This window comes from Rhizobium sp. Root1334 (assembly GCF_001426665.1).
GTDB lineage: Bacteria > Pseudomonadota > Alphaproteobacteria > Rhizobiales > Rhizobiaceae > Pararhizobium.
On record NZ_LMEY01000001.1, the window covers coordinates 1430634 to 1443848 of the forward strand.

The 13215-nt window shown below is 60.8% G+C and carries 15 protein-coding genes; 7 read left to right on the forward strand and 8 right to left on the reverse strand.

The genetic code is table 11. The annotated features are described in order from the left end of the window. Positions 1-5: 5 nt before the first annotated feature. A complete protein-coding gene (gene nth / locus ASD36_RS07010; RefSeq protein WP_060502908.1) occupies positions 6-770 on the forward strand; it encodes an endonuclease III in 765 nt (254 codons plus the stop codon). Here the strand turns inward: nth and ASD36_RS07015 are convergent. Beyond that, the gene (locus tag ASD36_RS07015) at positions 763-1341 is read right to left on the reverse strand and encodes a TetR family transcriptional regulator (protein ID WP_060502909.1); all 579 of its coding nucleotides are present in this window, start codon (positions 1339-1341) and stop codon (positions 763-765) included. The two genes, nth and ASD36_RS07015, sit on opposite strands and share 8 nt — an antisense overlap. A gap of 83 nt (positions 1342-1424) precedes the next feature. Here ASD36_RS07015 and ASD36_RS07020 point away from each other — a divergent pair, with 83 nt between their 5' ends. Continuing rightward, positions 1425-1850, forward strand: coding sequence for a VOC family protein (locus tag ASD36_RS07020; RefSeq protein WP_060502910.1), 426 nt, complete (start codon positions 1425-1427; stop codon positions 1848-1850). Positions 1851-1856: 6 nt separating this feature from the next. Here ASD36_RS07020 and ASD36_RS07025 read toward each other — a convergent pair whose 3' ends face one another. Both ASD36_RS07025 and ASD36_RS07030 read right to left on the reverse strand, forming a co-directional pair. Beyond that, complete coding sequence (locus ASD36_RS07025) at positions 1857-3020, reverse strand: MFS transporter (RefSeq protein ID WP_060502981.1); 1164 nt, start codon at positions 3018-3020, stop codon at positions 1857-1859. 131 nt (positions 3021-3151) lie between these two features. Next, a complete protein-coding gene (locus tag ASD36_RS07030; protein WP_060502911.1) occupies positions 3152-3796 on the reverse strand; it encodes a TetR/AcrR family transcriptional regulator in 645 nt (214 codons plus the stop codon). Positions 3797-3913: 117 nt separating this feature from the next. Between ASD36_RS07030 and ASD36_RS07035 the strand changes: the two genes are divergently transcribed. Continuing rightward, positions 3914-4906, forward strand: coding sequence for an adenosine kinase (locus ASD36_RS07035; RefSeq protein WP_060502912.1), 993 nt, complete (start codon positions 3914-3916; stop codon positions 4904-4906). Positions 4907-4928: 22 nt separating this feature from the next. On the opposite strand, the gene ASD36_RS07040 is transcribed toward ASD36_RS07035, so the two are convergent. Beyond that, positions 4929-5468 carry an SH3 domain-containing protein gene (locus tag ASD36_RS07040; protein WP_244481973.1) on the reverse strand — a complete coding sequence of 180 codons (540 nt, stop codon included), beginning with the start codon at positions 5466-5468 and terminating at the stop codon, positions 4929-4931. Between the two features lie 197 nt (positions 5469-5665). On the opposite strand from ASD36_RS07040, the gene ASD36_RS07045 reads away from it, so the two are divergent. Continuing rightward, a complete protein-coding gene (locus ASD36_RS07045; RefSeq protein WP_060502914.1) occupies positions 5666-6670 on the forward strand; it encodes a D-glycerate dehydrogenase in 1005 nt (334 codons plus the stop codon). A gap of 4 nt (positions 6671-6674) precedes the next feature. Here the strand turns inward: ASD36_RS07045 and ASD36_RS07050 are convergent, their stop codons facing one another. From ASD36_RS07050 to recF, 3 genes are read right to left on the reverse strand one after another with little or no spacing between them, the layout of a single operon-like run. Then, a complete protein-coding gene (locus ASD36_RS07050; RefSeq protein WP_060502915.1) occupies positions 6675-7145 on the reverse strand; it encodes a GNAT family N-acetyltransferase in 471 nt (156 codons plus the stop codon). Further along, complete coding sequence (gene moeB, locus ASD36_RS07055; protein ID WP_060502916.1) at positions 7142-7903, reverse strand: molybdopterin-synthase adenylyltransferase MoeB; 762 nt, start codon at positions 7901-7903, stop codon at positions 7142-7144. Before moeB ends, ASD36_RS07050 begins: the two co-directional genes overlap by 4 nt. Positions 7904-7915: 12 nt before the next feature. Further along, on the reverse strand, positions 7916-9040 hold the full coding sequence (recF, locus tag ASD36_RS07060) for a DNA replication/repair protein RecF (protein WP_060502917.1): 1125 nt from the start codon (positions 9038-9040) through the stop codon (positions 7916-7918). A 216-nt stretch (positions 9041-9256) separates the two neighbouring features. Here recF and ASD36_RS07065 point away from each other — a divergent pair, with 216 nt between their 5' ends. The 3 genes from ASD36_RS07065 to ASD36_RS07075 are packed head-to-tail and all read left to right on the forward strand — an operon-like array spanning position 9257 to position 12460. Continuing rightward, entirely contained in the window at positions 9257-9718 is a 462-nt protein-coding gene (locus tag ASD36_RS07065; protein WP_060502918.1) for a MarR family transcriptional regulator, read from the forward strand. Further along, the gene (locus tag ASD36_RS07070; RefSeq protein ID WP_060502919.1) at positions 9711-10913 is read left to right on the forward strand and encodes an HlyD family secretion protein; all 1203 of its coding nucleotides are present in this window, start codon (positions 9711-9713) and stop codon (positions 10911-10913) included. Before ASD36_RS07065 ends, ASD36_RS07070 begins: the two co-directional genes overlap by 8 nt. 5 nt (positions 10914-10918) lie before the next feature. Then, entirely contained in the window at positions 10919-12460 is a 1542-nt protein-coding gene (locus ASD36_RS07075; protein ID WP_060502920.1) for a DHA2 family efflux MFS transporter permease subunit, read from the forward strand. A gap of 6 nt (positions 12461-12466) precedes the next feature. On the opposite strand, the gene ASD36_RS07080 is transcribed toward ASD36_RS07075, so the two are convergent. Further along, positions 12467-13186: a glutathione S-transferase gene (locus ASD36_RS07080; protein ID WP_060502921.1), complete on the reverse strand. Its 720-nt coding sequence runs from the start codon at positions 13184-13186 to the stop codon at positions 12467-12469. Positions 13187-13215 lie beyond the last annotated feature (29 nt).

Genomic DNA, 13215 nt, shown 5'->3' on the forward strand with positions numbered 1-13215 from the left:
GCAGGATGAAAAACGTGAAGCCAAAATCAGCAATCAAGCCGGCGAAAGCAAAATCTGCGACAACCGGCCGCTCCAGAACGAAGCCGAAAACGATATACAGCAAGGCGGAAATCGAGGAGATCTTCCGGCGTTTCTCGATCCAGCGGCCCGAGCCGAAGGGTGAACTAGAGCACGTCAATCCGTTTACGCTGGTCGTTGCGGTGGCGCTATCGGCGCAGGCGACCGACGCAGGGGTCAACAAGGCGACGCGGGCGCTTTTTGCCATCGCCGACACACCGCAAAAGATGGTTGATCTGGGAGAGGAGCGCGTTCGCGACTACATCAAGACCATCGGGCTTTATCGCAACAAGGCCAAGAACGTCATTGCGCTCAGTGAAAAACTGATCGCGGATTTTGGCGGCGAAGTGCCGCGCACCCGCGAGGAACTGATCACGTTACCTGGGGTTGGCCGCAAGACTGCCAATGTGGTTCTCTCCATGGCCTTCGGGCAGGCGACCATGGCTGTCGATACCCATATTTTCCGCATCGCCAACCGGCTCTGTCTAGCGCCGGGGAAAACCCCGGACGAGATTGAGCACCAGTTGATGCAGATCATCCCCGATCACTATCTCTACCATGCGCATCATTGGCTGATCCTGCATGGGCGCTATTGCTGCAAGGCGCGCAAGCCGGAATGCCAGCGTTGCGTGATTGCCGATATCTGCAAGGCGGCGGAGAAGACCAGCGAGATGCCCGCACCGCTGGTCGAGCTGCCAGCTCAGATCATCTGATGGAAATGCCGTCAATCAGGGCGGCGATCGCCGCCTCATAGTGGTCGCGCCTGCCGCCTGCTTCGATGGCCAGCGCCGCCCGGTCGAAGGATGCGGACAATAGCTGGGCGAAGGCGTCAAGCAGTGCGACGTCCTTGCCGTTGGCCGAAAACAGATCTGCCAGGCCAGCCTTCAGGCTTGCCTCGACATGCTCCGCATCGATAACCTGCAGGTTGGGCAGGCCGAGAATGGCAGGCCCATCGAGCAGGAGAAGCCGTGTGCGGCCAGGCACGGCCATTGCATCGAAATAACCGCGTGCACCCGTGAGGAGAGCGTCCCGCGCATTGCTCAAGCCAGCGGCCGAGGCCTCGATCTCTGCCCCCACCTGACGCGCCTCGTCTGCGACGATGGCTGCAAACAGCGCCTTCTTGTCCTCGAAATGATGATAGAGCGCGCCGCGTGTGACACCGGCTGCGCTGGCGATGTCAGGCGTCGCCGTCTCGGCATAGCCTTTCTCGACAAAAAGCTGCCGCGCTGCCGCCATCAGGGCAAGACGCATGCTTTCGGTTCGTTCCTTGTTGGTCCGTCGCATTTCCCACCTTTACATACAATCTGAATGTATGTTATTTGCACAAACATACAGACTGTATGATAATTTCACACGGAGGAAAAGAGATGAAAATCACCAGCTACTATCCTGTCATCATGACCCGCGACGTTCTGGGCACCACCAAGTTCTACGTCCGGCATTTCGGCTTCACAGCGCAGTTTACGACCGACTGGTATGTTCACCTGCAATCCACAGAGAACGAGCATGTGACACTCGCCATTCTTGACGGCAGCCACCAGACGATCCCTGAAAAATCACGCGGCACCGCTGCCGGGCTTCTCCTCAATTTCGAAGTCGAGAATCCGGATGCGCTCTATATGGAGTTTCAGGCGGCGGGGCTGCCAATCCTCCTCACACTGCGCAATGAGGATTTCGGCCAGCGGCATTTCATCACTGCTGATCCGAACGGCGTGCTGATCGATGTGATCAAGCCGATCCCGCCAACCGCGGAATTTGCGGTACACTATGAAACATCCATTCTACCAGCTTGATCCGGATCAAGCCGTCTTGCGCTCGCTTAGCGAATAAGCGAGCGCCGAGACCGGCAGTGCAAGTCCAAGCATCGAGGTGGCCCACCAACCTCCCTGTGCATAAAGCCAACCACCAAGCGCCGAACCGGCGGCGCCACCGGCAAAGAACGCGGCCATATAGAGCCCGTTCAGACGGCTGCGATATTCGGCGCCCAGCACGAAAATGGCGCGTTGGCCAAGAACCAGATTGGTAACGACGCCAAAATCAAGCAGGATGGCGGCGAAGGTGAGAAGGCCGAGCGCCCACACCGACCCCACCGGAGCGACATGCGTGACCAGGAAGGCGGCCGCGACGGAGACCATCGACAAGCGCGTTGCCGCATAGCTCCAGCCCTTGTCGGCGAGGCGGCCGCTGATCGGAGCGGCGATGGCGCCGGCGGCGCCTGCCAGCGCGAACAGCGCGATCTGCCCTTGCGACAGGCCAAACTCCGGCCCCGACAGCAAAAGCGGCGTTGTCGTCCAGAACAGGCTGAAGGCCGCGAACATGAAAGCGTGATAAAGTGAGCGGCGGCGCAGGATCGGCGTGTTGGCGACCAGCCGGCCCATCGAGGCGAGCAGGGCGCCATAGCTCAAACCCGCCTCCGGAATGCGCGGCGGCAGGGCGCGGGCGAGAACAAGGGCGAGCACCACCAGCGCCGCTGCCGAAATGAAGAAAACCATATGCCAGGGCAGGAATTCAGCAATGAAGCTCGAGGCTGGCCGTGCCAGCATGATGCCGACCATCAGGCCGCTCATGACATTGCCGACAGCCTGGCCGCGATGCGCCTCCGGCGCCATATGCGCCGCATAGGGCACGATGATCTGGATGGCGACCGAGCCTAACCCGATGAAGAACGCCGAGGCGAGAAACGGCAGCGGCGTCGAGGCGAGGCCCGCCCCGACCACGGCGAGCGTTCCAAGCGCCATGACCGTCAGGATCAGCTTGCGATTTTCAAAGAGATCACCCAACGGCACGATCAACAGGAGACCGAGACCATAACCGATCTGCGTCAGTGTGACGATCAGCCCTGCCGCACCTGGAGACAGGCCCAGCGAGGCGCTGATCGGGCCGATCAGCGGCTGTGCATAATAGAGATTGGCGGCAATCAGGCCGCAGGCGGCGGCCAGAAGGAACATCATTCCCGATGACATCGCCTGCGGTTCCACGGCCTTGAATTCAGAGGGCCTCAATTTAAGGGCTTGGGGTTCTGGGGTCTTGGCAGCAAAATCTGCCGGTCTTGCGATACAGGTCATGATCGTCTCAATTCCATGTCTTAAACTGGTTAGCTGAGCAGTTTCATCGCCACATCGGCGACAGCCATCATTTCTGCGCGGCTGCGGCCGGTTTTCCCGACAATACGCGCGCCCTGCACCAGGCAAAGCAGCGCACGTGCGGTATCGGCGGCATCAATGCCTGCGGGCACCGATCCATCCGCCTGGCCATGCAGAATGCAATCCTTCATCACCGCTTCATTGGCCGCGTGTGCGACATCGACGCGCTCTGCGGCAACCGGATCGGATGCGGCCAGTTCTGCTGCCGTTGCGATAACGAGACAGCCGCGCTGGCCGAGCTCGCCGCAGGCGGCCGCGGCGTAAAATTGCAGCGCTGCCCTGATCTTGTCGCTGCCAAGCGCATGCGGCGCGATCGCCGCCTTCAGCTTCGTGCTGCGCAGGACCCGGTACCGGTCGAACGCCGCAAGCAGGATGCCACGCTTGTCCTTGAAGGCCTTGTAGAGGCTGCCAGGGGTCAATTGCATCGCATCGGCAAGATCGTTGATGGACGTTCCGTGATAGCCGCGCATCGAGAAAATATCGATGGCCCGCTCAAGCGCGCTATCGGCATCAAACTCGCGGGGACGGCCCCGCTGGCGTTGGTCGTGCTGAGTTCTAGCTCTTGTTTCCATGCAGGCTATATAGGAAACGATCATTTCCTATATCAAGTAAAATTTGCGTGTGGCGGCTGTTTTTCGCTTTCCACTTCCAAACTGCCGGAAATCCGCTATTACCGGACACCGACTGACACAAACAATCCAGGCGGTTTCCGGATGACAAAATTCGACGTGCTCACGATCGGCAATGCGATTGTGGATATCATTGCGCGCTGCGACGACGCATTCCTTGTCCACAACGGCATTATCAAAAGCGCGATGAACCTGATCGACGCCGATCGGGCCGAGCTGCTCTACTCGCGCATGGGACCGGCACTCGAAGCCTCCGGCGGCAGCGCCGGCAATACGGCGGCGGGCATTGCCAACCTGGGCGGCCGGGCCGCTTATTTCGGCAAGGTCGCCAACGACCAGCTGGGCGAAATCTTCACCCATGACATTCGCGCCCAGGGCGTGCATTTTGAGACGAAGCCGCTCGATGATCTTCCGCCGACAGCCCGTTCGATGATCTTCGTCACCGAGGACGGCGAGCGTTCGATGAACACCTATCTTGGCGCCTGCGTCGAACTCGGCCCCAAGGATGTCGAGCCGTCCGTGGTTGCGGAAGCGGCCGTCACGTATTTCGAGGGTTATCTGTGGGATCCGCCGCTCGCCAAGGACGCCATCCGCGAATGCGCCCGCATCGCTCATGAGAACGGCCGCGAAGTGGCGATGACGCTGTCCGACAGTTTCTGTGTCCATCGTTACCGGGCGGAATTCCTCGAGTTGATGCGCTCCGGCACCGTCGATATCGTCTTTGCCAACCGGGCTGAAGCACTGGCACTCTACGAGACGGAAGACTTCGAGCACGCTCTGTCGATGATCTCAAAGGATTGCAAGCTGGCTGCTGTCACGTTGAGCGAAGAAGGTTCGATCGTCGTCAAGGGCGACGAGCGCGTCAAGGTCGAGGCGACGACGGTTAGCCGCGTTGTCGATACGACAGGTGCAGGCGACCTCTATGCGGCCGGCTTCCTGCACGGCTACACGACGGGACGGACATTGGCCGATTGCGGCAAGCTCGGCAGCCTGGCGGCGGGTATCGTCATCGAGCAGGTCGGTCCGCGCCCGATGATCTCGCTGTCCGCCGCAGTAAAGGAAGCCGGTCTGCTCTGACCGGCTTGCCGGAGCAAAAATCCTACTTGAAAGCTTCGCCCGGATAAGCGCCCCAGATTTCACCCTGTGAAATCCAGCCTTCCGCGCCTTGCGCCTCGGCGCGGCACCATTCGCCGTTGCACTCGCCGACATGAACGACAACGCCCGGCTCGATGCGGGCGACGATGGCGCCGCCTGCCTGCGGATCGCGCCGCATGTTGACAAAAACGCCCTCGCCCTTGCCGCGCATCCAAGGGGCTGCAACCGCCGTCCGGTCACCCGAAAGCAGCGCCTGATTGACCCAGCCTTCCGTGCCGTCGGCATCGCGGATTTTGCGCCAGTTGTCATATTCCTGTGTCACTTCAACCGGCACGCCAGACTTGAGATAGCGCCAGGCAACCGCATAATCGACACTCGGTCCTACGCGCAGGTTGACGCTCTTGGATTTCAGGCTGACGAAGCGCGGCAATGGCAGGCCGCTGGCCCCCTTGGCTGCCTGGGCAAAGGCCGGTGCCGCCTCGATTGCAACGAGGGACAGGGTGACTGCGGCGACGAAAGCGAGCCTGGAAAGGAACTGACGCATGACAAAATCCATTTTCCAAAAAGATTCAGAAGCTTGCAGTTAAATCTCTGACCGGCCCAATCGAAGACAAGCAAATCGTCCGGGAACATCTCGAGTTTTGTTTGTCTTCCCCACCGGGTCTGGTAGAAAATGGAACTGCAGGGAGAACGATCACTCATCTTGGTTAAAAACCCGTCAACAAGGCGAAGCAGGCAGCAATGACCGCGAAGAAAAAACCGAAGGTCTACATCACCCGCAAACTGCCGGATGTCGTCGAGACGCGCATGCGCGAACTGTTTGACGCAGAACTGAACATTGATGACACACCACGCACGCAGCCTGAACTCGTAGCTGCGGTGAAGCGGGCCGACGTGCTGGTTCCGACCCTCACGGACCGGATCGATGCAGCGCTGATCGAGCAGGCCGGGCCGCAATTGAAACTGATCGCCAGCTTTTCCAACGGCGTCGACCATATCGATGTCGATGCAGCCGCCCGCCGCGGTATCACCGTGACAAACACGCCGAACGTCCTGACCGAAGATACGGCCGACATGACGCTGGCGCTCATTCTTGCCGTGCCGCGCCGCCTGGCCGAAGGTTCGCGGATCCTCACCGACAAGAAAGAGGAATGGGCCGGATGGTCGCCGACCTGGATGCTCGGGCGCCGCATTTCCGGCAAACGCATCGGCATTGTCGGCATGGGCCGGATCGGCACCGCCGTTGCCCGCCGCGCCAAGGCCTTCGGACTGTCGATCCACTATCACAACCGTCATCGCGTCAGCACCGAGACCGAGGAAAAGCTGGAGGCGACCTATTGGGACAGCCTCGACCAGATGCTTGCCCGCGTCGATATCGTCTCGGTCAATTGTCCGTCGACACCCGCAACCTACCACCTGCTTTCGGCACGGCGGCTGGCGCTGATGCAGCCGACTAGCTACATCGTCAACACGGCGCGCGGCGGCATCATCGATGAGACGGCGCTGATCAAATCGCTGCGGGAAGGCAAGATCGCCGGCGCCGGGCTCGACGTGTTCGAGAACGAACCGGCCGTCAACCCGAAGCTCGTCAAGCTGGCCAGCGAAGGCAAGGTCGTGCTGTTGCCGCATATGAGTTCGGCGACGCTCGAGGGACGTGTCGACATGGGCGACAAGGTGGTGATCAACATCCGCACGTTCTTCGACGGGCACCGCCCGCCAGACCGCGTCCTGCCCGGCCGGGATTGATCCCTCAGAGCGTCTTGCGCATCTCGACAAAGGTTGGACGGGCAAAGCCGGGATGGCAGCCTTCCAAGGTTTGGACGAAGCCCCATTTTCCAAAGGCACGGTGGTTTTCCGTCAGCTCGATCCGCGTTTCCAGGCGGAGACACGAAAGGCCGCATTCGGCGGCATAGGTTTCGGCAGCCTGGAGTAACAAGCGGCCGACGCCCCTGCCCTGTGCATCCGGAATGACGGCTAGTTTGCCAATATACAGACAATCCGGCGGCTCCGGCTTGCAGAAGATACAGCCGAGCAAACGGCCATTTTCGATCGCAACGTAGCCCTTCTCACGCTGCACCTTTTCCTGCAACGACGGAAGCGTCAGCAACAGGGCAGACGACGGCGGATCGATGCGGGGCTGCATATAGGCGAAGGAAGCAAGGATAAGCTCCAGTAGCCCGTGCCAATCACCGAACGTTTCATCGATCGGCTGAAGGTTCATCGCGTTTTCCGGCTGTACTTGATGGTCTCAAAGCGCGCCGCCAGCCCGTCATACATCAGCAAGCGGCCGATCAACGGCTCACCGGCGCCTGTAATGATCTTGATGACTTCCATAGCCTGCAATGTACCGAGGACACCGGTCAGTGCGCCAACGATGCCTGCTTCTGCGCAGGAAGGCACCACGCCCGGCGGTGGCGGTTCTGGAAAGAGATCGCGATAGCCCGGGTTCCGCCGGCCATCGGCTGATGTTTTCCAAGGCTGGAGAACCGTGAGGGAACCATCGAAGCGGCCGACGGCGGCGGTTACCAACGTGACCTCCATGCGCTCGGCCGTATCGGCGGCGAGATAACGCGTGGCAAAATTATCGGAACCATCCACCACGATATCATAGGCGGAAAACAGGGCTCCCGCATTCGCCTCCTCAAGGCGTTCCACATGCTGGATCACATCCACATGTGGATTGATCCTTTGCAGCGCATCCTTGGCGCTATCGGCCTTCACGCGGCCAATATCCGGCGTTCCATGGATCACCTGACGCTGGAGGTTGGACAGCGACACCGTATCGTCATCGACAATACCCAGCGTGCCGATACCGGCGGCGGCGAGATATTGCAGCACCGGCGCACCAAGGCCGCCGGCGCCGATAATCAGCACACGCGCCGTCTTCAGCGCCTGCTGCCCCGCCCCGCCGATTTCCGGCAGGATGATATGGCGGGCGTAACGCTGGATTTCTTCAGAGTTCAAAGGCTGTTTGCTCATGATATCGAACTCTCACCCGGAAACGGTGCCGTTGGCAACGTTGAGATAACGCGCGCGTTCGCCAAGAGCTGAAAACATCGACTGGTCGGTGCCGGTCATGAAGGCCTGACCGCCGAGATCGTCGACCAGATCGAACAGCGCTGCCCGCCTGCCCTCGTCGAGATGGGCAGCGATTTCATCGAGCAGCAGGACCGGCGCGTGGCCGGTCATATTGCCGACCAGACGGGCATGCGCAAGGATCAGGCCGACGAGAAGCGCTTTCTGTTCGCCGGTGGAGCAACGCGCGGCCTCCATGTTCTTGGCACGATGGCGGATCAACAGATCACTGCGGTGCGGGCCATCGAGTGTGCGGCCAGCGGCAGCGTCGCGGTATCGGCCAACCCGCATCATCTCCAGATATTGTTCTTCCAGATCGAAAGCCGGGCGATGCCATTCGCGATCGAAGAAGCCGGAGAGCGCCAGATCGGCGGCCGGGAACACGCCACCTTCATGGTTCTTGTCGACCAGTCCGGCCAGAAGCCCGAGCATTTCCTGCCGCGCCAGGGCCATCGAGATACCAAGTTCGGCCATCTGCCGTTCAAGGCCTGTCAACCAGACCGGGTCGGGACGCCCCTCGGACAAAAGCTTGTTGCGGCTGCGCATGGCCCGCTCATAATCGGTGGCGCGGCGGCCATGCTCCGGATCGAGCGACAGGACGAGCCGGTCGAGAAAGCGGCGGCGATCGCCCGAGCCGCCCGTGAACAGGCCGTCCATCGACGGCGTCAACCAGAGCACGCGCAGATGATCGAGCAATTCATCCACCGTCTTTGCCGGTGTGCCGTTCAGGCGCAGACGGCGTGCCTGGCCTTCCTCGGCGCCTGCCGTTCCCGTACCGATCTCGACCGGGCCATCCATGCCTTCCAGTTCTGCAAACACTGAAAATCCGGTGTCGGCACCGACCCGCGCCACATCCGCATAGGCGGCACGGCGCAGCCCGCGCCCGGGAGACAGGAAAGAGACGGCTTCCATCAGGTTGGTTTTGCCCGCCCCGTTCTCGCCGGTCAGCACCACATGACGGGTGTCGAGGTCGAGCGACAGTCCCGCATAATTGCGGAAATCGCTGAGCTTCAGACGGGAAAGAGAAACCTTATGCGGCATGGGGAATCCGGTTGCGTGTTCCGGTGAGAGCTAAGCCGAGAGGAGACCGATGGCAAGGCGGAACATCGTAGCGCGCCAAACAGAAGGCGATGGGGGCGCGCATCACCGAACTGTGACAGAAAAATTGCCGCATCGCACACATGCCTAATTGCGCAGGTGCGAATACTCAAATAAGATTGCTTATCTTATGCATGCTAACAATATGGCGCACAGCCCATGAACCTCACCCCTACCCTGGGTTTTCTGCTTCACGATGTCGCCCGGCTATTACGCAAGCGGTTCGAGCAACGCGCGAAACATATGGGTCTGACGCGCTCGCAATGGCAGACGATCGCCTATCTGGCGCGCAACGAAGGCATCCACCAGAGCGGCCTTGCCGAACTTCTGGAAGTGGAACCGATTACTTTGATGCGGGTGCTCGACAAGCTTGTCGATCGCGGCTTCGTTGAGCGTCGGCGGCATGAGACAGACCGCCGTATCGCGCTTCTCTACACCACCGAACCCGCCCGCGGCCTGTTGGCCGACATGCGCGCCATTGGCGACGCGACGCGGTCCGAAGCCTTGCAAGACATACCCGACGAGGATCGTGAAAAACTCGTCGCCATTCTCGACCTGATGAAATCCAACCTCCTGCAGGCCTGCCGCGCGCCGGCCGATAAAGAAACTCACCATGGCTGACTCCCTCCGCGTACCCGCCAATGCCAATGTCACTGCGCTTGAAACATCCGAAGGCGTGACGGCCGAAGCAAAGATCAACACCGCGCCTCCGGCATCGGCCGCCCCCGCGCCCGCCGCCGGCATCGTTCGCCGCCGCCGCAGCCTGAAACGCCCGATCCTGTTTGCACTGCTGCCAGTCGCGCTCGTTGCCGGCGGCTATTTTTATGTGACCGGCGGCCAGATCATGGAAACCGACAACGCCTACCTGCAGGCAGACATGGTCGGCGTTTCCACAGACGTCGCCGGTACGGTTGCCTCCGTCAATGTGCACGAGAACGAAGAGGTCAAGGCCGGGCAGGTGCTGTTCCAGCTCAAGGCGGATTCGTTCCGCATTGCGCTGGAAGGCGCCGAGGCCAAGCTTGCCGCTTCCCGCAACGAACTTTTGAACCTCAAGGCCAGCTACGCCCAGACACTGGCGCAGATTGCCCAGGTCGAGGCCGATGTTCCCTATTACCTGACCGCCTTCGACCGGCAGCAGACGCTGATGTCCAACTCCGCCGCATCGCACGCGACCTATGACCAGGCCAAGCATGATCTGGACGCCGCCAAGCAGAAGGTGACTGTCGCCAAGGCCCAGGCCGAAACGACGCTGGCGCAGCTGGGTGGCGATGCCAACCAGCCGATCGAACAGAACCCGCTCTATCTGGAAGCCAAATCAGCCGTGGATGATGCGCAGCGCCAGCTGGACGACACGACGGTGCGCGCACCGTTTGACGGTGTGGTGACCAATGTCAACGCTCTGCAGCCCGGCAGCTATCTGGAGGCCGCGCAACAGGCCTTCTCGCTGGTCTCCACCAAGAACATGTGGATCGCGGCCAATCCGAAGGAAACCGAGCTTACCTATGTCAAACCCGGCCAGCCAGTGACGATTACGGTCGATACCTATCCGGGTGTCGAGTGGAAGGGCAAGGTCGCCAGCGTCAGCCCGGCTTCCGGCGCGAGCTTTGCTCTGCTGCCGGCGCAGAACACGTCTGGCAACTGGGTGAAGGTCGTGCAGCGCATTCCGATGCGTGTTACCATCGATGACACCGCCGGCAAACCGCCGCTGCGCGTCGGCATGAGCACGCTCGTCGCCGTCGATACCGGCCGTGCCCGTGGCCTGCCGGACATGATCCAGAAACTTCTCGGCCTTTCGACCGCCCACGCGCAAGAGTAACTGCCATGAGCAGCATCGCTTCTGCGGCAACGGCGCCTGTCGCCAATCGCGGCGCCATCACGGCCTGCATCATCCTTGCGGTGATCATGCAGGCATTGGATACGACCATTGCCAATGTGGCGCTGCCCTATATCCAGGGCAGCGTGGCGGCAAGCGCCGACCAGATCAACTGGGTGCTGACCTCCTACATCGTCGCGGCCGCGATCATGACGCCACCATCCGGGTTTCTGGCCGCAAAATTCGGCCGCAAGCGCGTGCTGCTGGTGGCGATCGTCGGCTTCGTCGTCGCTTCCGTGCTTTGCGGCCTCGCGCAATCGCTGCCGCAGATCGTCGGTTTCCGGTTGCTGCAGGGCCTGTTCGGCGCAGCGCTCGTTCCCCTGTCGCAAGGCATCCTGCTCGACATCTATTCGACCGAAGAGCGTGGCTCGGCGATGGCGCTGTTCGGTGTCTCGGTCATGGTCGGGCCGGTGCTCGGGCCGGTGATCGGCGGTTGGCTGACGGAAAACATCAGCTGGCGCTGGGTGTTCTACATCAACGTGCCGATCGGCGCGCTGGCCTTTGCCGGTATCAGCATTTTCGTCAAGGAAACCAAGCTGGATACGCAGGCGAAGCTCGACTGGTTCGGCTTCGGCATGCTCAGTCTTGCCATCGCCTCGCTGCAGCTTTTCCTCGATCGTGGCGGCCAGCTCGACTGGTTTTCCTCCGGCGAAATCCTGATCGAGGCCATCGTTTGCGCCAGCGCTTTCTATCTGCTGATCATTCACACGCTGACCACGGAAAAATCCTTCATCAACCCACGCCTGTTTCTCGATCAGAACTTTGCCGTCAGCATGCTGTTCATCTTCGTCGTCGGCGTTACCTATCTGGCCTCGCTGGCGCTGATGACGCCCTATCTGCAGTCGCTGATGGGGTATCCGGTCGTCACCGCCGGTATCGTCATGGGGCCGCGCGGACTGGGCACCATGGTCTGCATGTTCGTCGTTGGCCGCCTGATCGGCAAGGTCGATACCCGTATCCTGCTGTTCACCGGCCTCGCGATCACCGCCTGGGCGATGTATGACATGATCGGCTGGACACCCAATGTCTCGCAATGGACGATCATTTCCGTGGGCTTCGTGCAGGGCGCTGGTCTCGGCTTTCTGTTTGTGCCGTTGACCACGATCGCCTTTGCGACGCTGCCCGCCGAGATGCGCGGCGATGGCACCGGGCTCTACAATCTCTCCCGCAATATCGGTTCCAGCGTCGGTATCGCCGTCGTCTCGGCCTTGCTGATCGAGAATACCCAGATCAACCACGCATCGATTGCAGCCTATGTGACGCCGTTCAACCATGCCTTCCAGGCCCCGGCGGCTGCAGGGCTCGATCCGATGACCGCCGTCGGGCGCGCTTCACTCGACAGTATCGTCACACTACAGGCGACAATCATCGCCTATATGGACGACTTCAAGCTCTTGATGATCATGTCGCTGGCGGTGATGCCATTGGTCTTCCTGTTGCGCAAACCGAAGGCGCCACCGGCGATCGACCATAGCGCGGTCATGGAGTGACCGGTCCTATTGCCGGTCAAGCTCCGGATAATAGCGGAAGATACCTCGCTCGTTGAAGGCAAGCCGACGTTCTGAAGCCAGATAGGCCTTGATCCGCGGTAGTTCGCGGACTTGCGCGTTGAGTGCCACGAGAAGCGGGTAATCCGGTTCCACCGCCTCCATCTCGGCTGGGAAAGCGTAGCGCAGGCCTTCGATGAGGTGGAACAGCGACAGGTCGAGATAGGTGAGTGTGCCGCCGAGGGCATGGACCTCACCTTGCCTGTTCTTCGCGAGCTGCCTTTCGAAATAGCCAAGAAATTTCGGAAGGCGCTCTTCACGAAAGTTCTCGGAACGCCGCAACGCTTCGTCCTTCTGGTCCTCGTAGTAGAGCGACACGCCGATCGGATGGTGGGTGTCGTGGATTTCAGCGACAAAATCGGTGATGCCGAGCTGCAGGCCATGCGCCGTTATCCGCCCGGCTTCGTCCTCGGGTCCGAGATCGAGCCGGTTTCCGAGATAGAGCAGGATATTGGCGGCATGGGAGATGACAAGATCTCCATCCTTCAGGAAGGGCGGAGCAAGCGGCGTGACACCCGCCGTCTTGGTCTTCATCATCGCCATCATCCGGGCCATGCCGCCATCGTTGCGGGCGACGTCGATATAATCAGCACCGGCCTGTTCCAGCGCCAGGCGGACGAACTCGCCCCGGCCGGGGATGCCATCCCAATAATAGAGCTCATAGGTCATGATGCACCTTTCGCGTTGGGATATGTCGC